At 39.8% G+C, this 19,127-nt stretch carries 20 protein-coding genes; 8 read left to right on the forward strand and 12 right to left on the reverse strand.

All coding sequences use genetic code 11. The features are described 5' to 3' along the window. Window positions 1–81 precede the first annotated feature (81 nt). Window positions 82–1,338 (forward strand): glutamate-1-semialdehyde 2,1-aminomutase, encoded by a 1,257-nt coding sequence (gene hemL, locus BK009_RS01125; protein ID WP_100907579.1) that lies wholly within the window; start codon window positions 82–84, stop codon window positions 1,336–1,338. A 201-nt stretch (window positions 1,339–1,539) separates the two neighbouring features. Here hemL and BK009_RS01130 read toward each other — a convergent pair whose 3' ends face one another. Next, window positions 1,540–2,415: a hypothetical protein gene (locus tag BK009_RS01130; RefSeq protein WP_100907580.1), complete on the reverse strand. Its 876-nt coding sequence runs from the start codon at window positions 2,413–2,415 to the stop codon at window positions 1,540–1,542. Window positions 2,416–2,743: 328 nt separating this feature from the next. On the opposite strand from BK009_RS01130, the gene mtxX reads away from it, so the two are divergent. The 3 genes from mtxX to BK009_RS01145 all read left to right on the forward strand — a co-directional run bounded on the left by mtxX (window position 2,744) and on the right by BK009_RS01145 (window position 5,350). Next, complete coding sequence (gene mtxX, locus BK009_RS01135) at window positions 2,744–3,436, forward strand: methanogenesis marker protein Mmp4/MtxX (protein WP_100907581.1); 693 nt, start codon at window positions 2,744–2,746, stop codon at window positions 3,434–3,436. Window positions 3,437–3,675: 239 nt separating this feature from the next. Further along, entirely contained in the window at window positions 3,676–4,443 is a 768-nt protein-coding gene (uppS, locus tag BK009_RS01140; protein WP_100904588.1) for a polyprenyl diphosphate synthase, read from the forward strand. 148 nt (window positions 4,444–4,591) lie between these two features. Beyond that, complete coding sequence (locus tag BK009_RS01145; RefSeq protein ID WP_100907582.1) at window positions 4,592–5,350, forward strand: TatD family hydrolase; 759 nt, start codon at window positions 4,592–4,594, stop codon at window positions 5,348–5,350. 186 nt (window positions 5,351–5,536) lie between these two features. Here the strand turns inward: BK009_RS01145 and BK009_RS01150 are convergent, their stop codons facing one another. Continuing rightward, entirely contained in the window at window positions 5,537–5,926 is a 390-nt protein-coding gene (locus tag BK009_RS01150) for a carboxymuconolactone decarboxylase family protein (RefSeq protein ID WP_100907583.1), read from the reverse strand. 191 nt (window positions 5,927–6,117) lie between these two features. Between BK009_RS01150 and BK009_RS01155 the strand changes: the two genes are divergently transcribed. Together BK009_RS01155 and BK009_RS01160 are read left to right on the forward strand one after the other, a co-directional pair. After that, entirely contained in the window at window positions 6,118–6,393 is a 276-nt protein-coding gene (locus tag BK009_RS01155; protein WP_232727986.1) for a hypothetical protein, read from the forward strand. A gap of 58 nt (window positions 6,394–6,451) precedes the next feature. Next, on the forward strand, window positions 6,452–7,105 hold the full coding sequence (locus BK009_RS01160) for a 2,5-diamino-6-(ribosylamino)-4(3H)-pyrimidinone 5'-phosphate reductase (protein ID WP_100907970.1): 654 nt from the start codon (window positions 6,452–6,454) through the stop codon (window positions 7,103–7,105). Between the two features lie 113 nt (window positions 7,106–7,218). On the opposite strand, the gene BK009_RS01165 is transcribed toward BK009_RS01160, so the two are convergent. Beyond that, window positions 7,219–7,884 carry a histidinol phosphate phosphatase domain-containing protein gene (locus BK009_RS01165; RefSeq protein ID WP_100908810.1) on the reverse strand — a complete coding sequence of 222 codons (666 nt, stop codon included), beginning with the start codon at window positions 7,882–7,884 and terminating at the stop codon, window positions 7,219–7,221. A gap of 251 nt (window positions 7,885–8,135) precedes the next feature. Here BK009_RS01165 and BK009_RS01170 point away from each other — a divergent pair, with 251 nt between their 5' ends. Then, window positions 8,136–9,050: a pantoate kinase gene (locus BK009_RS01170; protein ID WP_100907585.1), complete on the forward strand. Its 915-nt coding sequence runs from the start codon at window positions 8,136–8,138 to the stop codon at window positions 9,048–9,050. Window positions 9,051–9,168: 118 nt separating this feature from the next. On the opposite strand, the gene BK009_RS01175 is transcribed toward BK009_RS01170, so the two are convergent. From BK009_RS01175 to BK009_RS01215, 9 genes are all read right to left on the reverse strand, one after another. Next, the gene (locus BK009_RS01175; protein ID WP_100908811.1) at window positions 9,169–9,963 is read right to left on the reverse strand and encodes a DUF7839 domain-containing protein; all 795 of its coding nucleotides are present in this window, start codon (window positions 9,961–9,963) and stop codon (window positions 9,169–9,171) included. A 129-nt stretch (window positions 9,964–10,092) separates the two neighbouring features. After that, window positions 10,093–11,490 (reverse strand): single-stranded-DNA-specific exonuclease RecJ, encoded by a 1,398-nt coding sequence (recJ, locus tag BK009_RS01180; RefSeq protein WP_100907587.1) that lies wholly within the window; start codon window positions 11,488–11,490, stop codon window positions 10,093–10,095. Between the two features lie 324 nt (window positions 11,491–11,814). After that, the gene (locus BK009_RS01185; protein ID WP_100907588.1) at window positions 11,815–12,105 is read right to left on the reverse strand and encodes a signal recognition particle protein Srp19; all 291 of its coding nucleotides are present in this window, start codon (window positions 12,103–12,105) and stop codon (window positions 11,815–11,817) included. Window positions 12,106–12,225: 120 nt separating this feature from the next. Then, entirely contained in the window at window positions 12,226–13,008 is a 783-nt protein-coding gene (locus BK009_RS01190; protein ID WP_100907589.1) for a uroporphyrinogen-III synthase, read from the reverse strand. Further along, window positions 13,005–13,724, reverse strand: coding sequence for a uroporphyrinogen-III C-methyltransferase (gene cobA, locus BK009_RS01195; RefSeq protein WP_100908812.1), 720 nt, complete (start codon window positions 13,722–13,724; stop codon window positions 13,005–13,007). The genes BK009_RS01190 and cobA overlap by 4 nt, the downstream gene beginning before the upstream one ends. A gap of 111 nt (window positions 13,725–13,835) precedes the next feature. Continuing rightward, window positions 13,836–14,486 (reverse strand): phosphoribosylformylglycinamidine synthase subunit PurQ, encoded by a 651-nt coding sequence (gene purQ, locus BK009_RS01200; protein ID WP_100904578.1) that lies wholly within the window; start codon window positions 14,484–14,486, stop codon window positions 13,836–13,838. Window position 14,487: 1 nt separating this feature from the next. Further along, on the reverse strand, window positions 14,488–14,742 hold the full coding sequence (gene purS / locus BK009_RS01205) for a phosphoribosylformylglycinamidine synthase subunit PurS (RefSeq protein ID WP_100904577.1): 255 nt from the start codon (window positions 14,740–14,742) through the stop codon (window positions 14,488–14,490). Window positions 14,743–14,824: 82 nt separating this feature from the next. After that, entirely contained in the window at window positions 14,825–15,571 is a 747-nt protein-coding gene (gene purC, locus BK009_RS01210) for a phosphoribosylaminoimidazolesuccinocarboxamide synthase (protein WP_100907590.1), read from the reverse strand. Between the two features lie 659 nt (window positions 15,572–16,230). Then, window positions 16,231–16,506, reverse strand: a complete 276-nt coding sequence (locus BK009_RS01215; protein ID WP_100907591.1) for a hypothetical protein — start codon at window positions 16,504–16,506, stop codon at window positions 16,231–16,233. A 695-nt stretch (window positions 16,507–17,201) separates the two neighbouring features. Here BK009_RS01215 and glmS point away from each other — a divergent pair. Continuing rightward, on the forward strand, window positions 17,202–18,983 hold the full coding sequence (gene glmS / locus BK009_RS01220) for a glutamine--fructose-6-phosphate transaminase (isomerizing) (RefSeq protein ID WP_100908813.1): 1,782 nt from the start codon (window positions 17,202–17,204) through the stop codon (window positions 18,981–18,983). Window positions 18,984–19,127: the final 144 nt, after the last annotated feature.

The following is a 19,127-nucleotide window of genomic DNA, read 5'->3' on the forward strand; positions in this document are numbered from 1 at the left end:
TATGAATCAATGATTTTTAAGATTAAATTGGTAATATAATGATAAATGACGGGATATTAATGATAATAGGAGAGTATGTTGATGAAATCTGAAGACCTGTTTAAAGAAGCTAAAAATTATCTTCCCGGAGGGGTTGACAGCCCAGTAAGGGCCATAAAACCATACCCATTCTTTGCCATCAAGGGAGAAGGCCCCCGATTATTCGATGTGGATGGAAATAGTTACCTAGATTACTGCCTAGCCTACGGGCCACTGGTACTGGGTCACGCCTATCCTCCGGTGATGGAAGCAGTTTCCAAACAACTATCAATGGGTACTGCCTACGGTGTGCCCACCGAGAACGAGATAAAACTGGCCAAGGAAGTGGTAAGAAGAGTGCCCTGTGCAGAGATGGTTCGATTTGTAAACTCCGGCACCGAAGCCACCATGAGTGCCATCCGTCTGGCCCGGGCAGTCACTGGTAAAAGTAAGATCGTGAAGTTTGAAGGAGCCTACCACGGTGCACATGACTATGTCCTGGTAAAATCAGGTTCAGGTGCCTTTGGATTACCTGATTCCCCTGGGGTTCCAGAAGAAACCACCAAAAACACGTTACTGGTACCATTCAATGATGAAGAAGCCATCACCAGTCTGGTGGGAAAGGAAAAAGAGGAACTGGCTGCCATCATCCTGGAACCAGTTATGGGGAACGTGGGTTGCATACCTCCTAAAAAAGGGTTCCTGGAATTTTTAAGGAAAATAACAGCTGAAAATAATATTATACTCATATTTGACGAGGTTATAACTGGTTTTAGAATAGCTGAAGGTGGAGCTCAGGAATATTTCGGTGTCACTCCGGACCTGGTAACCTTTGGAAAAATACTAGGGGGAGGATTCCCAATAGGTGCTTTAGCCGGTAAAAGAGAATTCATGGAACGCATAGCTCCTGCAGGGGATGTTTACCAGGCTGGAACATTCAATGGAAATCCTATTTCAATCACAGCCGGCCTTGAAACCATGAAACATCTTGATAAAGATTTTTACCAGGCAATGAACGTTAAGGGGCTGGAAATGCGCAGAGGCCTAGAGAACATACTGGAAGATGCTTCCCTAAACTATCCGGTGGCTGGTTTATCCTCCATGTTCCAAATATACTTCACTGACAATGAAGTTTGGGATTATTCCCAGGCAAAATCAGCGGACACAGAAAAATTCAACTCCTATTTCCAGACTTTACTTGGAAGTGGAGTTTTCATTCCACCTTCCCAGTTTGAGTGCTGTTTCCTGTCCCAAGCCCATTCGTCAGAGGACATTCAGAAAACATTAGAAGCAATGGAAAAGGGAATTAAAACACTTTAAAAAGTTAAAGATCGCTTTTAAAAAGTCTTAAATTCTCATGATTTTGGATAAATCACTATTTTTCCCATTCTTTTTATTTTAAAATAGATTTCAAATTTAAAAATAGATCTTTACCAAATTTCTTACTCTCACTAACTATTCATAATCTTGCTAAATTATCTTTAAATTATTTCTAAATTTCTCTATAAAATCTGGGATCAGTTAAAATACCCTTAATACCATAGTCAAGGCTAAAACTACTACAATTAAAACTATCACCACAACAATAATCATGATGGGGGGTTTGCCCTGGTCAGATTTTGAGGTAAATCTTTTTTCTTTCTCTTTGAAAGTTCTTTTATGGTCCACCATTACCATCAAACGGTCTATATCAATATTATGATCATCACTGGCTTGTTGTGGTTGGTGATTATTTTTAGAATTTAGATCATCTAAATTGCCCCATAAATCCTTCCCTTCCTGCCTTCGGCGGGTTAAAACATCATCAGAAACAGTTGTTTGGGCAGAAAGACGATTTACTGCAGATTTCTTAGCAGATACTGCCGATTTATTATAATAATTTGCTTTTTTATCAGAATTAGGTGCAGTTTCTATATTACGGGGTTTTTTTACCTTTTTAACCTTCTCTGAATTTTTATTATTAGAAATCTCTTTATTATTAGAAATCTTTTCTTCAAAAGCAGACTCTCTAGCAAGTAATTTTTCAAGTGATGATTCTTTAGCAGACGTTTTTATAAGAGTTTTTTCAAGGATTGGTTTTTCTGCAGGGGGTTTTTTTATGGTTTCTTCTGGGATTGGTTTTTCTGCAGGGGTTTTTTCAAGAGATTCTTCAACAGGGGATTCATTGGAATCAATTACTTCTAAATTATTATTATAACTACTTTTTAACCTGTTTTCCAATTCTTCTTTTGTTTTATAGTAAACTAAAGGGCTTCCACATTCACATTTATCAAAATCTTCTGGGGTTTCATCTTCCTGTAATTCATAAAATCCATTACATCCTGAGCAAACCAGGTATCCTGCAGATTTATTTGATAATTGAATGGAGTCACGGTTTTCTTCACGGTCTAAAACCATTAAAGCACCTTCACTTTTTTTATCAGATCAAAGAATGTGTAAATTTAAAAAAATTCTATCTAAAGCTAAATTATCAGTATCCACTACTATCCTACGCTGTTAATCATTCATATTGGGCTCATCTTTCTTACAATCTGGATGTTACCATTTGTAGACAATTTTCTTAGATTATAGCTATATTTTTATTATTTATATTATTTGTTAAATCATTTTAGCAGGTCCTAAAAAATTCCATTAATCTATGGAAATTAATAAATGAAAACTGGAAACTTCTTTTTCAGCTTTATGTATTTACATTTTAAATATGTTTAAATGAAGAATATTAACAATGAAAATCGCAGCAGGTGTGGGTGAAAATCAGGCCATAATAAAGGCAGCCAATAAGGTTGATTTCAAGGTAATTTTGACTGAATCAGAAGAGGAACTATTGGACCTTTTATTAACCGGGAAAGTCGATGCAGCAGTGCGAGGGTCACTCAGCGCATCCCATTTAATGGCAAAGTTCCGGGAAAGATATGAGGTCTACCGGGCATCATTACTGGAATACAATGGTCACCAATTTCTCCTGGCTCCAGTGGGGATTGATGAAGGCGATAAAATTCAACAGAAAAGGGAAATCGTGGAGTACGGTGCACAATTCCTTGAACAGTTGGGTTTAACTCCTAAAATAGGAATTTTATCCGGGGGAAGACCTCAGGACAAGGGTCGAAGCGTCAAAATTGATACTTCAATCCGGGAAGGGGAAGAGTTAACCCGGATCACAAGGGATAAATATACGGTTAAACATTACTTTATATTGATAGAAGATGCCATTGCTGATGGGGCTAATCTAATACTGGCACCGGATGGTATCACTGGAAATCTGATTTTTCGCAGTCTTGTTTTCCTGGGTTCTCTTGAAAGCCATGGGGCTGTGGCCCTGGGTATTAATGATATATTCATTGACACTTCCCGATCCCAGAGTGAAGAAGGTTACCTGCGAGCTCTTAAACTGGCGGAAAAACTGGTTAAAACAAGATAATTATAATGATAGGCAAAGTAATCAAATAGAAAATCTATAATTCATAATAGATCAAATACTCACGAATTCAAACTCTGTTTTGGAATATAGGGTATCCTACTTATTTATGATAATACAGTGAGTTTGATAATACAGTGAGTCAGGTTCGTTACTTAAGATAAATCTCAAATATCAATATCATCTAATTATTAAATCGGATATAATAAAATAAATCAAGATAAAGAATAAAGGAATCTAAAATGTCAGCATTAACACCACTTTACAGGCTGTATGAATGGTACATCTCCCGTAACCTCCGACCGGAACTCATGCCAAAACACGTAGCTATCATTATGGATGGAAATCGACGTTTTTCCAAGATGCAAGGGAACCTTGGTGCTGTTGAAGGTCATAAAAAAGGGATTAGCACCTTAGAAAGAGTTCTGGACTGGTGTGTAGATTTGGGTATTGAAATTGTAACTGCCTATGCCTTCTCCACAGAAAACTTCAACAGACCACCGGAGGAAGTAGATGGCTTGATGCGACTATTCAAGGAAAACTTTGAGGGAATAGCTCGTAACAAAAAAATACACAACAACGAGGTCAGAGTAAAGGCCGTGGGTAAACTGGAACTATTACCTGAAGATGTGAGGGAAGCCATCCGCATAGCCGAAAAATCAACTGCCAACTATAACAAAAGGTTAGTAAACATCGCTATTGGATATGATGGGCGTATGGAGATTGTTGATGCCATAAAAAAGATAGCTAACGAAGTTCAGGAAGGGAAAATAACCACTGATGACATTAATGAGGAACTGGTGAACGAAAACCTCTACACCGCTGGTCTGGAGGATCCCAATTTGATCATCAGAACCAGTGGGGAGGAGCGGCTCAGCGGGTTCCTGTTATGGCAATCATCCTACTCAGAACTCTACTTCTGCGATAGTTTATGGCCACAACTAAGGAAAGTTGACTTTTTAAGGGCTTTACGTTCCTATCAACAGAGAGAAAGGCGGTTTGGAGTTTAGGTAGATGCTCCTTAAGTTGGCCTATGATTATTTAACGTGTTAAGCAGGGATTGACTATGATTCAGCTTAATTCTATCTAACGCAGTAACTTTGATTAAATATTCATTTTTTTACAATTTTTGGATTTACTATAAGCTTAGGTGATCAGATGATTGACAGCCACTGTCATGTTGACTTTAAAGTCTACAATAAAAACCGGCAAGAAGTAATGGAACGTGCGCAGGAGAAACTCACAGCCCTAGTAAATTCTGGTGCCACATTGGGAGGTAACCGGCGGACACTCAAACTGGCCGAAGAATATAAAAATTTTGTCTATCCCACCCTGGGATTTCATCCTTCAAATGCATACAAATCAGATGAAGCAGTTATAAAACAGGCTTTATCAGAGATTGAATCCCATATTGATGTGGCAGTTGCCCTGGGTGAAACTGGTCTGGATTTCAATGGTTTGGATAGTGAAACTGAAAAAAATAAGCAGATTGAACTTTTTGAAACTTTCCTGGGAATGACAACCGATTACCAGATGCCACTGGTGATACATGCCAGGGATGCAGAGGAAAAAGCTTTGGAAATGGTTAAAAAACATCCTTCCATCCCTCAAATAATTTTCCATTGTTACGGTGGAGGTCTGGAGACTGCCCGGGAAATAATTGAGGAAGGATATTACATCTCCCTCTCCACCATTGTATGCTTTTCCGAACACCACCAGCAACTGGCTCGTGAACTACCATTATCCCAGCTCTTAACAGAGACAGACAGCCCTTACCTTTCCCCATTCAAAGGTCAGAGAAATGAACCGGCATATGTGGAGGAAACAGTGAAGACCATTGCGGAAGTTAAATCAATTTCAAAAGAAGAAGTATCCAGTGTAACTGAATTAAATGCACGGAAAATCTTCCATATTTAACATTAAAAACCCCATATTTTTTTTATGAACATATTCATTAGTGTATACCAAAACATTCAAGTAAAATTTAGTAAATTTATATTCCAGATAAGCATATTTCGGAGTGAATATATTCCAAGTAAAATATTTTCTCAGAAAACTATTTTCAGAAGAACTTAATTAATAAGAGGTAAAAAAAATAGGATATTATTTTTCGAATTCTTCATTTCTTTCCTCAAAAACCTCTTTAGCTGCGATTAGGCCATTAATTGAGATTGGGAAACCTGCATAAACGGCCATTTGGATAATAACTTCAATTATCTCACGTGGAGTGCAACCCACATTTAAAGCACCGTGAATATGGCTTTTAAGCTGTGCCTGGGCACATCCCATGGTGGTGACCGAGGCAACAGTTACCAGTTCCCGGGTCTTAAGATCCAAACCTGGCCGGGAATAAATATCTCCGTAGGGGAATTCAGCGATATAACGGGCCATATCAGGGGCTATACTATTTAATAGTTTTTCAAGGTCCCTGTAAGAATCTGGATTCATTTTTTTCAAATTTTCCATGCCTATTTGGTATCTATCGTCGCTCATTATAACACTTACCTTTAGTAATTTCTATTTCCATGACATTAGGATGTATTTTATTTTTTAAAGTATCCATTTTCTAGGATAACCTCTTTCTAAGGTAGTTTAGGTATACATTTAATATCTAATCTCCCATATAATCTATTATTATATAATATTCTGAGATAGGAATAAATACGAATTAGGTGGTGGTTACTGTGAAAAAGTTATTTATGGGGATTTTAATATCACTGGCAGTTTTTATGATGTTACAGCCAGTTATAGCTGCAGAAGAGTCAGGCTTGAGTGATATGAAAAACAATGCCGATGAGGCACTTCACAACGCAAGTAAAGCTACCAATGATACTGCACAGGAAGTACAAAAAACACTGGATCCCATACAGGATATTGTAAACACAATCAATTCCATTATACAGCAGATACAACAGATTTTCCAGGACGTATCCTACATATTGGGTGGAGGAAACCAGTAAGTCCTCAAAATGAATATTTTCTTGTATTTCAGAATATATAAACTTGGGAGGGTTCATCATAAAACCTAAAGTGATTTTAAATGCAGCCATGACCCTTGATGGAAAGATAGCCACCAAAACTGGTAGTTCTGAGATTTCGGGTCCAGAAGATCTTTTAAGGGTTCACAGGATTCGCAAGGAGATGGACGCGATAATGGTGGGGATAAACACTGTACTGGAGGACGATCCTCGGCTCACAATACATAAAATCCCATCAAAACCAGAAGACAATCCTGTGAGGGTGGTGGTGGATAGTAAAGCACGCACGCCTCCTGAATACCGGATCCTAAGCCATGACGCTCCTACCATTATTGCTGTTTCCAAAGAAGCACCGTTGCTTAGAGTAAAGGTCCTTGAAGAGGATGGCAAAGCCGAGGTGATAACTTGTGGAGATACACAAGTTGATTTGGGTTGTTTGATGAATCAACTGGGGGATAAAGGGATCAAAACATTAATGCTGGAGGGAGGTTCCACCCTGAATTATTCCATGCTCAAAGCAGGGCTGGTAAGTGAAGTAAGGGTGTGTATAGCGCCTATGATTGCCGGGGGAAATCAGGCCAAAACACTGGTAGAGGGGGACGGTGTGGATTATATGAAAGATGCTTTCCGTTTAAAGTTCAAAAAGAGTTATAATCTGGGAGAAGACCTTATAGTAGAATATGGGGTATTATGAGTTATGTGGCTAAAAATTCTCATTAAATAAAAAAATAGGTAGGTATATAAAAATAGGTAGGTATTTGGAAGGTTTAAACCTCCCAATCCAAGGTCATTTTGAATTTTGTATATCTATAATATTCCCTTTTTCTGGAGTATACTAACCGGATTATCCCTTAAAACTTTTTTAAGATCCTTGCCAGGTAAACCTGCTCCTAGTGCTATCTTTTCGGCCATTTCATAGCTTATAAGATCTCCGGGTGCATGGGTGTCAGTGTCCACCACCAGATGGGCACCTACTTCCTGGGCAACCTGCACCACATGTCCATTACCCAGACTATGGCCTCTCCTGGCACTTATTTCCAGGGCTATATCATTTTCTTTAGCTATTTGTGCTTCTTCATGGGTTATAAGTCCCGGGTGTGCTAAGACATCCACATCAAGGCAGTTAACCGCACTCCAGTTGGTTCCCTCAATCACTGGTTCCACCAGTGTTTCACCATGCACCACAATGATCTCAGCCCCCAATTCCCTGGCCTTTTTGGCTAGTTTGGGAATTATTTCGGCTGGAGCATGGGTTATCTCGGCTCCAGGAACTATCTCAATGTCCCAGTTATCCCTAATGTCTAAAACGGCGTTAATCACACGGCCCACACAGTCCAAGTTAGTTGCATCCACATGGTCGGTTATCGCCACTGCTTGATGACCTAAAACGCATGCTCGACGTGCAATTTCTGATGGTAGGAGTTCACCATCACTGAATATGCTGTGGGTGTGTAAGTCTATTCGTTTTCCCATAACGTGGTTCTCCATATTTTATAAACCTGTAAATTTAGTATTTGACTGTTACTGGTCTTTTATTCCTTAATATTATTTGATACTCTTTATTAACATCCTTTATTTAGAAATTCACTTATAACTGTCTTTATGGGGGATGTTAATACTGGGGATATCCCTGTTTTCAATGAATCTTGGTTGATTAACTTGTAATGGCTTTAGCTTACCCTTATTATTTATTTATCAGAGGATATAATAAATGTGGTGATAAATTGCAATCATTAGTTTTCGCCCCCTCCCATATAACCGGGTTTTTTGAGGTAATTAACCATTCCAATCCCCTAATCAGAGGATCTAGGGGGGCTGGAGTGGTTCTGGACCAGGGAGTCCTAACCCAAGTTGATGTATGTGAAGGAAATGGCGAGATCATTACTAAAACCAATGGAAAGAACCATGATCAAAAATACCATCTGGAAGACTCAGTAACCTATAAAACACTGAATTTGCTGAAAAAACAATTTCCCAAAATAAAATGGGATGAGATTAAAATAACCATTCAACACGAGATTAACGTGCCAGTGGAGGCAGGGTTCGGTGCTTCTGCTGGTTTTGCCCTGGGCACGTCTATCGGGGTTTCAAAACTACTTAAACTACCCTTAACATTTAACCGGGCTGCAGCGGTTGCTCACAATGCAGAAGTTGAACTGAAAACAGGCATGGGGGATGTGATGGGGTCAGTAGTTGGAGGATTCCCAGTTAGACTAGAACCTGGTGCTCCAGGATATGGGGATGCAGATAAACTTCTTAATGGTCATGAATATGCTGAAAAGGAGTATGGGGGTCTTTTTGTAATATCAAAAACGTTAGGAACCATTGAAACAGCGTCTATCCTCACTGATCCAGATATGACTCTTAAAGTAAACAGTGTAGCCCGGGAAATGCTTAAAAAATTACTACTCAACCCTCAGATCACCAATTTCATGGACTTATCCCTGGAGTTTTCCCAGAAAACAGGTCTCATTGACCCTGAGATCATGGAAATCGTGGATGTGATGAAGGATGAGACCATGGGCGCTTCCATGGCCATGCTTGGAAAAACAGCCTTTGCTATTTCAACTACACCTGATTCCAATGTGGAGGATGTAATGGTGGCCAGGATCGACCACAGTGGTTGTAGAATTCTTTAAACTTAATTAAGTTCTAATTTTTAGTTCATTTTTTCATGGGTTTATTCGACCTCTTTAATATTGGATCAGGTCAGAATATCTTAATTTTGGATTAGATTTAAAAATCTTTATCTCGGATTTAAGCCAGAACATCTTCAATGATGTAGGTGATCCCTTCTTCATCCATTCTGTTGCTTAAAGTGCGGGTCATCTTACCCACTGCAAATATCAGTACATTCAAACCTCGATTGGCAGCTGCAACTGCTGATTGGGGGGTGGCAAATTCAAAATCAGGTTTGATTCCCAGTTTATCCACCATGGAACGGGATACTGTTCCCATGACACCCACCCGCTGGAAACGATCCTCATATTTCTTTAGAATTTCCTGGACATGGTCAAGTTCACAGGCACGGGTGCCTCCCTGGTTAATGGTGGGCAGTTTAATGATAACTACAAATCCGGGTTCAAGTTCAATTGTCCCCCCTAAACTCACCAGGGCCACATCTTCACCCTTCCGGGCATGGTGAAGTACTTCAGCATGGGCGGGAGTCTTTTCCTTACCTGCATATAATGTTCCTTCTTCCATTTTAAGCCATACGGCTTCTCCTTCATTGAGATCTTCCCGGGCAATGGCAGGCCACACTGATTTATAGGTGTTCATGATATCTAAGACCTGATCCGCATATTTACGGAGGTCATTAGCTCCAGTTTTCACTTTTTCAATCCCACGTTTCGTGATTTTGTAACGTGCCTGGCCACTGCCAGTTTCAACCCATCCTTCATCCACCAGAGTCTTTAAATTCTCAGAAACTGCCTGAACTGTGATACCCAGCTCATCAGCGATGTCTTTCTGACGCAGATGGGGCTGGCCTTTGGCAATCTCCGCTAGAATCTGAAACTTGGTGAGTTCCCCTTTTTTCTTGAAAACTTTCATAGATACACCATTAAAGACCTGTAATAATATTAGAGATTTTTTTATAATATTTTAAGTATATATTTAAGTTATTGTATTGTTAAATTATTTTAACTAGTTATGTTTAATGGATCTGCAGAGCTTATAATTTTACAGGATCCCGTTCAGTGTTTCATCAAAGAGTTTAAGGAATTCATCCTGTTTTCCTCCTGGAATGTAGGCACCACAGGCCATGGAATGGCCACCACCACTTCCCCCTACCTTGGCTGCTACTTTATTGATGATATGGCCAAAGTGGATACCATCAAATGCTAAAAGTCGTGAACAGCGCAGAGAAACCTTCAAACCACCACTTTCATCATTGGTGTGTGTGAAACCAATCATGGGTTTTCTCCAGTCACCGTAGCTGAGGATCATGCCGGCTATGGTTCCAATAACCTCACTTTTTATCCCGTTACCTTGGAAGTACTGCAAGTTCTTCAAATGTATGATCCGGTCTTCCTCCTGGATCCAACTCATCTTCTGGGCAAGGTACTGTCGGTGTTCCTTTCCCTGCATTTCCATTTCATCCAGAGCCATACCCCTATCTCCTTTGAGGACCTTTAAAGCCACATTGGGATTTTTATGCCTACTGCAAGCGTTGATGGCTGTTGAAAATTCACTGGCATCACGGAGGGGTGAGTACTCCTCCTCTTTTAAAAATTCATAGGCATCCCCGGCAACCAGGCGGGGAATGTACCTAACGTAACGGGGAGGAACTTCCCGGCTCATCATCCTCACCAGTTCGGTGAAGATCCGGCCCTTTTCCGCGGAGCTTAAATCGTAAAGTGTTCGTTGTTTTTTACCATTCCTAATGGGTATGTCCAGGTTTTTTAGGAATTGAATTGCTTCGTTTCGATTATTGGTGATGGGAAGCTTCACATCGCCAAAGTAGGACAAGGCCACAAATAATGGTCTGGTTTGCCTTCCGTAGATGGCTAAGTCATTAACTGATCCCACCAGTCCCTTATTGACACCATCTTCTAGTATGCCTGCATTTATCCCGGTTAACTTACCTGATAGACTGTTTTGCATGTCGCCAACTGCACTTAAAACACCAATCCAGCTTAAATCATGATAACCAAAGGTTTTAGCTAGAAGATAGCACATACCTCCTCCTGAAACCTGGAAGGAACCATCAATACCATGATGATTGGGATTTATCTCCAGAAAACCGTTTTCTCCTGAGGATATTTTCCTTACCGGGGGGTGATGGTCCAGGATGAGAACTTTGGACTGGGATGTCTGGAAGTTATCTAATTTTTGTCCTGAACCAAGATCAGAGAATATGGTGAGTTCATTTTCTTTTTCCAACTCAGGGATCTGGTCCAGGTTTATGAATTCTATTTCATGGTCTATTTCCAGACGATCCATGGTTAAAGATAGTATTGCTCCGGCGGATATCCCGTCACAGTCTATGTGGCTGTATATTTTAACATCCTCAGACTCTTTGACCATTTCATTAGCTTTAGCTAAAGATTTATCCATATCTTTTCCATTCACAGCCATTTATTATTCCTTCCCAAGTGAAATATAATCCAATTATATAATATATTAATTGTATTGATCAACTCATCTTCTGATTTTATTCTTTTGGATTTCTGGATTAATTTTTAATCCTCTATTTTATCTATATTTGATTTGTATAGATTGATTCTAAATAATAAATCTACTTAAAATAAATTATGGGAATTAATTACTACTGATAATCCTAGAATCAATTCTTATTTGATGATCCTTAAAATGATCCGATTTGTAATTCTTAGAATGCCAGTTGATTAATTCTCAAAAGGTGGATTAATCCTTAAAAATGAAAAATTCTAGTTGAAAATTCTATTTATCTTTCCGGGAACTATTGATTAAGTTGCTTAGTTTAATGAGAATTTCCTTTTTACTCATTTTTTTATCCACAATTATCCTTCCGGATCCTTCCCACCATGAAGCAGGGTATGATTTATATTTCTCCACTGAAGGATTGAGTCTCAGTTTTTTAGCTGCCTGGGTGATTTCACGTATTTTGGGTGAACTAACAGCCTGTTCTTTGGGAATCTTTCTTCCCTCGGATTTGGTCTTTTTGGAATCCAGATAAACCGGCCAGATGATGGTTCTGTTTTCATCCTTCATAGTTACCGCTCCTTTAAATATTGCCTCTTATAAGTTATTTATATTACATTTAGGATGATTTCTGTTATATTAAGTCATGATTTTTTCCATTTAGTTATATTCCAAATTCAAGACTTCAAGTCAATAACTCATTTCTTCCTTTAACTGCATTAACATGGCCTTCACAGTGTACTTGGATGGAATTATTGATTTTATCCCCCTCTCAGCCAGTGGTTTCTGGGTGATGGGGCCAATGGCCGCCACCAGAACCTTCCCGTCTTTAAAAGAGTTAATTAACTCTTCTTCTTTATCTCCGGCTATTTCAAATAGATTGGTGGCTGTAAGGGGGCTGGTGAAGGTTATTGCATCTATTTTTCCCTTGATTATATCCTCTACCAGTAACTGTACCTTACTGGTATCTTTGGGTTTGGTGGATTTGTAGGCCTCGGCCAGATAGACAGTGGCTCCCATTTTCTTCAAACCTTCCGGGAGAACATCTCTTGCTTTAAATGTGCGGGGAACTCCTATCCTCTTTTTATCCAAGTCAATATCATGGAATTCTTCCAGAAGACCTTCGGCAGTGTAATTTTCGGGCACAATATCGGCAGTGATACCATAATCATTTAAAACCCGTTCTGTGCGTGGTCCAATAACTGCTACCTCACACTGTGGATTGAGGTTTTCCCTAAAATCAGGACAGTATTTGAATAATGATTCCAGTGATGCAGGAGAAGTGAATATTATCCAATCCAGTTTACTGGCTCTTTGACAGAGATCCAGGAGAGATTCACTGGCAAAGGATTCCAGTTCAAGGGTGGGGGCTACTAATGGAATCCCACCGTGTTGGGTTACTATCTCTACTGCAGCATGGGACCGCTCCACTGGCCGGGTTATGCCAATAATTTTACCCTCAAATCCCTTCATAATTTATCCTCAAGTTTTTTGATGGATTTGAAAACATCAACCACCGGTCCAATAATCACCAGGGCTGGTGGATTAATATCTTTTTGGGCTATGTTTTCCAGAGTACCGGTTATAATCCTCTCATCTGGCATGGTTCCATTTTCAATGACACAGACCGGGGTTTGGGGATCTTTGTGTTTCTTAATCTCCCTCATATTCTCCTCCAAGTGTCCCACACCCATGAGGATCACTATGGTGTCGGTATTGTAGTTCCACTGAACTTGCTTCTCTTTCTTGGTAGGATCTTCATGTCCAGTAACCACTGTAAGGGAAGTGGCCACTCCCCGGTGGGTTACTGGCAGTCCTACTGTGGTGGGAACACCAATGGCAGAGGTTACACCTGGTACCAGTTCCACGGGAATCCCTTCCCCCAGCAGGGCCATCATTTCTTCACCACCCCTACCAAAGACAAAGGGGTCACCTCCCTTGAGGCGGACTACAGTGTCATGTTTTTTGCCCTGTTCAATGAGTATTTCATTTATTTCTTCCTGCTTTTTGGAGTGAGCTCCAGCCCTTTTACCAACGTAGATCATTTCCGATCCATTGGCGTACTTTAAGATCTCTTCATTGGCCAGACGATCGTAAACCACCACATCTGCCATTTCCAGGGCTTTAATAGCTTTAAGGGTCACCAAATCAGGATCCCCTGGTCCTGCACCTACTAGATAAACTACCATTAATTCACCGTGTGACAATTTTTTATAATAAAGTTATTTAATGAATATTCCCAAACTTAGGGTATTTCTAACTAAGTATTTTTTGTAAAAAATATGTAAGTTATCCATTTTCTAGAAATCAAGGATTCCCTTAAAGAACTTCAAACCATCATCTGATCCTAAGATTGATTCTGAGGCCCTTTCGGGGTGGGGCATAACTGCACAAACCCGTCCTTCCAGGTCACATACTCCGGTAATGGCATCCAACGAGCCATTAGGGTTATTCCCTGCAAATCCCAGCACGATCTGATCCTGATCACCAAGTTCATCAATGTATTCAGTATAGTAACGCCCTTCTGCATGGGCAATGGGCATTTTGATTACCTCATTTTCCTGGTAAAGATGGGTAAATGGAGTCCTATTGGTTCTAACCTCTAACTCGGCCCATTCACAGATGAACTGGGCTTTTTCATTGAGGGTGAACACCCCGGGAACCAGACCCACTTCTGCCAGTATCTGGGCACCATTACATATACCTAAAACTGGTTTTTCCTCTTTAACTATCTCCTTGATCCCATCAATAACTGGGGTGATGGCGGCAATTGCCCCTGCACGGAGGTAATCTCCATAAGAGAATCCTCCGGGGATAACGATTGCTTCAAATTGGGATAGGTCCCTCTGGTTCCACCAGACATAATCAGGTTCGGCCCCAGCCAGTTCCAGGGCGTGGAAAACGTCCCGGTCACAGTTGGATCCGGGGAAGCGTATGATCCCCACTTTCATCTTAGTCACCTGCTGTTTCAATCTGGATCTGGTAGTCGTGGATCACCGGGTTACAGAGCAGTCGCTCGCACATCTGGACCACTTCTTCATGGGCCACATCTGGATCTTTTGCTTCTAAAGTGAATTTAACTATTTCAATGGTGGCGGTGTCTTCCACCTGATAGTCTAAAAGGGCCAGTGCCCTCTGGATGGTGGAAGCTTCTGGATTGAGCATTCCTTTTTTGAGACTTATTTCAACTTGCGCATGGTATTTCATTGCATCACCAAGGGATTAATTTCTTAAATGGATACTTTTCATCAGTGTTAGTTCAGTTTTTTCTAAATTACAGTTTTTTTTATTAGAAATCTAAATTCCATCTTTCTTTATCTTCATCATCCAGTATTATGTTGGCCACCTTTTGGTAAGCTTCAATAACACCAGACTCGCCCTTTCGGAAAAGATCCTTATCCAGAATGTCACAGGTTTCACTATCCCAGAACCTACAGGTGTCTGGGCTGATTTCATCACCAAGGACAATGTTCCCATCATCATCTCGGCCAAATTCTATTTTAAAGTCCGGGAAGATGAGTCCCCTGCTTTCCAAGAAACTTTTCAGGACTGCGTTGATTTGGAGGGTTATTTCCCGGATGGTTTCCAGATCTTCGCTACTAGCCAGTTCCAGGGCCAGAATGATGTCATCGTTGAGCATAGGGTCATGATATTCATCATTTTTATAATCCATCTGGATGATCGGTGGATTGAATGTTTGACCTTCCTGGAAGGGGTACTTTCTAAGCAGACTCCCGGCGGCTATATTTCGAGTGATCACTTCCAGGGGTATCATATCCAGTTTATGGGATAGCATGTATCCGGGTTTTGGTAAATCAATGTACTGGGTTTTTATCCCTGCATCTTCCAGTAGTTCAAAAAGCTTAGCAGAGATCAGGGAGTTGTAATAACCCTTCAAACTCATAACTTCCTTCTTTTCTCCATCCCCGGCGGTAATGTCATCTCTGAATTCCACTAAAACTTGCTGGGGCTGGCTGGTCTGGTAAACGTCCTTGGCTTTACCCCTGTATAGGAGATTTCCCTTATCAAGATTCATGTTAAACTCCATTTCATTTTTATTTATTGTCAAATGTTTATATAGATATTAAACTACATCAAGATAAAACACTATTAGAAATTATTATAGCTTAGGATTATAATAGATTGGCATTAGTATGTACAGATTGGTGCACATTTAATCAAATATTATTACCACAATCACGATAAATGATGGTTGGTATCCCCTTTAAATGGATTCCCACTGCAAAAAACTAGTGACCGCAAATTAAATGCAATTAAATACTTCTTAAAATTCCAACCACAAAAAAAATCGCAAATTAACTTAAACACAGTCATAAACTGCCAGTTGCCATTCTTAAAATATATTTCACCATTTCGATATTGGAATTTTTAAAATGATGACTGCCCGGGCTTTTAAAGTCATACTCGTGAATCAGATCACTTTAATGAATATTCCTTTTTAATGATTACTCCCTCTCTTTAGAAGTTATTTTTTTCATTTCCCATGATAATGGTTTAAAATGTATTCCTGATATTCTAAATGGATGAATCATGGTAAGGCTACATTGTCCAAATTACTTTAATGGATGCCCACTGGTTTTAGGGCACTAGGAGTTAGCATTAATTTAGAAGTTCGAGTTGTCAGATTCCAAGACTAGGGGATGTTTGTGAGTTAATGAAAAATATATTCATATCCTATTTGTTTACAGATTTATTGATGGAACAATAATGCCCTTCTTCTTTGAAGAGATCACTTATCTTGGGATGTTCATCGTTTTCACTGCAGGTTCCTACAGTACACATATAGGTTCTTATTATTTCTTTAAAATTTGTTTTATCTGCATCAGTTTCTATTACGTAGCTTGTAGAACCCTTCTCTGAACTCATAGTAAATAGGAATGTATTCAAAGGCCTAATGGCAATCATTTCATCTACAGCCCCTTCTATATCCTCTATTTTCATATCTGGCATTATGTCTTCCTCCTTATTATATTTCATGTCATTATATGTGGTGTATAATATTGATTTAATAGTTTATGTATTTTTTGTATTTTAATTATACTGGCCATTAGAAAAATTGTTTGAAGGTGAAATTATTGACTAAACCTAAGAAAACTGATTTTGTATTGATTAAGTTCATATTTTTAAGTTGAAAGCAAAAGATGGAGGATAGTTTTTACCGGAACAGTCTTGGTATATTTGAGAATTTGACTGTGATCTGGTGAAATCATGAATCCTAATAAACCGTGAATCCTAATAAACCGTGGTTAAATTGATAAATTATAGGAATTAGGTTCTTTTTCTTGGTTTAGATCAAGTTGGTTTAGATCAAAATATAAATGCGTTTGATTAAAATTACAGATTAAAATATTAAGGCTTCAATTATCAAAGTGGAATCTCTTAATGGCAAAATCTGGGGATTATCCTTGGTCTAGGGGGGAGATCCTCACTTATTATGGGTTACCTATATGTTATGAATTAATAATTTCTTGATGGGGATTGTATTATAAGTGATAAATGTAGATGTTATAAATATCTGGTACGCCTTAACAAATTTATTTAACAAATGAAGGTCTTCAATAAAGATATGAACTGTGCCAATCAGGTAATTAATTGGCATTATCATTTACTTAAACTTATGAAAACACTTTTTGGGTGAAATTAATATGTGTGGAATTGTGGGATGTATACTTAAAACTGATAAAGCAGCACCGGTGCTCCTGGATTGTGTGCAACGCCTGGAATACAGGGGTTATGATTCGGTGGGCATTGCCACCTATTCATCATCAGGAATTAAGATCAGAAAAGACAAGGGAAAGATTGATGAGGTTTCAGAGGAACTGCATTTGGAAGAACTTCCGGGAGAAGTGGGCATTGGTCATGTTCGCTGGGCCACCCATGGACTTCCAACCCGGGAAAATGCTCATCCCCATACTGATTGTGAGGGGAAAATAGCAGTAGTCCATAATGGTATCATTGAAAACTACAAGGAACTTAAAGACCAGCTGGTGAGTGAAGGGCACCAATTCTTATCTCAAACTGATACTGAGGTCATAGCTCATCTCATTGAAAAATATCATAAAGAAGGATTCAATCTGGAAGGGGCCATTAATAAGGCCATCAGCAAGTTACATGGTTCATATGCCTTTGCAGTTATCAGTACTGATGAACCTAACAAGATAATGGGGGTTCGTAAAGAAAGCCCCCTCATACTGGGACTGGGAGACGGGGAATACTTCCTGGCTTCCGATGCTCCGGCCATACTGCAACACACCCGCCGGATCATCTACCTGGCTGACCATGAAACCTTCACCATGGACGAGGATGGTATCACTGTGAAGGACCGTAATGGTCAGATAGTGGATAAGAAGGTAGAAACCATTAAATGGACTCCTGAAATGGCCCAAAAGGGCGGATACTCTCATTTCATGCTGAAGGAAATCCATGAACAACCTGAAGCAGTAAAAAACACCCTTTCTGAAGTTTCAGATATTGAGAATATAGTCAGCCAGTTCCCCCAGTTTAAACGGATCACCTTTGTGGCCTGTGGAACATCCCATCATGCATCTTTAGTGGGGAAATACCTATTTGAAGCTCTTTTAGGCCTACCCACTGATGTGGTGCTGGCTTCTGAGTTTGAGTTCTCAGAAGGGGCCATTGACCCTGATTCACTGGTGATATTCATCAGTCAATCTGGAGAAACTGCTGACACCCTTAAAGCCCTTAAAATAGCCAATAAAAAGGCAAAAACCCTGGCAATTGTTAATGTGCTGGGAAGTACTGCTACCAGGGAAGCGGACTACGTTATATTCACCAGGGCCGGTCCTGAAATAGGGGTGGCAGCCACCAAGACTTATATAAGTCAATTAACTTGTATTTATCTCTTGGCAGCATGTATGGGTAAAAATAGGGAACTTTTAGATGAACTTCAACAGATACCAGATTACATGAAAACCGTGCTCCTGTTGGAAGAGGATATCAAAGAAATGGCGGCTAAATACAAGGATGCCCAGGATTTCTTCTTTATTGGCAGGGGATTCTCATACCCCACTGCGATGGAGGGGGCATTAAAGCTCAAAGAAATAACCTATATACACGGCGAGGGATACGCTGCCGGTGAACTTAAACACGGCCCACTGGCACTTATAGATGATGATGTACCGGTGGTGGCAGTGGTACCTCCGGGTAAGAGTCACGACCGGACCCTGAGCAATGTGGAAGAAGTGAAAGCCCGGGGAGCACGGGTCATAGGCCTCGGATCCGAGGATGATCAGGTTTTAAGTTACGAGGCCAGTGATATGATAAAATTCCCCTCACAAATCAGGGAATTAATATCCCCCCTCCTCTACGTGGTACCATTACAGTTACTATCCTACCATATGAGTGTACAGCGGGGTATTGACCCGGATAAACCTAAAAACCTGGCAAAGTGTGTGACTGTGGAATAAATACCTATATTCTTTTATTTTTATTCCTTTTCATTAATTAGTCTGGTTTTTGTGGATTGAATCCATAAATGGGGGGTTTAAAATCACTAAATTGGACTCCTCTAACATTTTACATAATAGAACATGATTCATTAACATCAATTG

The sequence above is a fragment of the Methanobacterium subterraneum genome (assembly GCF_002813695.1).
Lineage (GTDB): Archaea > Methanobacteriota > Methanobacteria > Methanobacteriales > Methanobacteriaceae > Methanobacterium > Methanobacterium subterraneum.

Coding starts and splice junctions, on each gene's coding strand:
- hemL (WP_100907579.1), top strand. CDS start 82: ATGAAATCTGAAGACCTGTTTAAAGAAGCTAAAAATTATCTTCCCGGA.
- BK009_RS01130 (WP_100907580.1), bottom strand. CDS start 2,415: ATGGTTTTAGACCGTGAAGAAAACCGTGACTCCATTCAATTATCAAAT.
- mtxX (WP_100907581.1), top strand. CDS start 2,744: ATGAAAATCGCAGCAGGTGTGGGTGAAAATCAGGCCATAATAAAGGCA.
- uppS (WP_100904588.1), top strand. CDS start 3,676: ATGTCAGCATTAACACCACTTTACAGGCTGTATGAATGGTACATCTCC.
- BK009_RS01145 (WP_100907582.1), top strand. CDS start 4,592: ATGATTGACAGCCACTGTCATGTTGACTTTAAAGTCTACAATAAAAAC.
- BK009_RS01150 (WP_100907583.1), bottom strand. CDS start 5,926: ATGAGCGACGATAGATACCAAATAGGCATGGAAAATTTGAAAAAAATG.
- BK009_RS01165 (WP_100908810.1), bottom strand. CDS start 7,884: ATGGGAAAACGAATAGACTTACACACCCACAGCATATTCAGTGATGGT.
- BK009_RS01175 (WP_100908811.1), bottom strand. CDS start 9,963: ATGAAAGTTTTCAAGAAAAAAGGGGAACTCACCAAGTTTCAGATTCTA.
- recJ (WP_100907587.1), bottom strand. CDS start 11,490: ATGGCTGTGAATGGAAAAGATATGGATAAATCTTTAGCTAAAGCTAAT.
- BK009_RS01185 (WP_100907588.1), bottom strand. CDS start 12,105: ATGAAGGATGAAAACAGAACCATCATCTGGCCGGTTTATCTGGATTCC.
- BK009_RS01190 (WP_100907589.1), bottom strand. CDS start 13,008: ATGAAGGGATTTGAGGGTAAAATTATTGGCATAACCCGGCCAGTGGAG.
- cobA (WP_100908812.1), bottom strand. CDS start 13,724: ATGGTAGTTTATCTAGTAGGTGCAGGACCAGGGGATCCTGATTTGGTG.
- purQ (WP_100904578.1), bottom strand. CDS start 14,486: ATGAAAGTGGGGATCATACGCTTCCCCGGATCCAACTGTGACCGGGAC.
- purS (WP_100904577.1), bottom strand. CDS start 14,742: ATGAAATACCATGCGCAAGTTGAAATAAGTCTCAAAAAAGGAATGCTC.
- purC (WP_100907590.1), bottom strand. CDS start 15,571: ATGAATCTTGATAAGGGAAATCTCCTATACAGGGGTAAAGCCAAGGAC.
- BK009_RS01215 (WP_100907591.1), bottom strand. CDS start 16,506: ATGCCAGATATGAAAATAGAGGATATAGAAGGGGCTGTAGATGAAATG.
- glmS (WP_100908813.1), top strand. CDS start 17,202: ATGTGTGGAATTGTGGGATGTATACTTAAAACTGATAAAGCAGCACCG.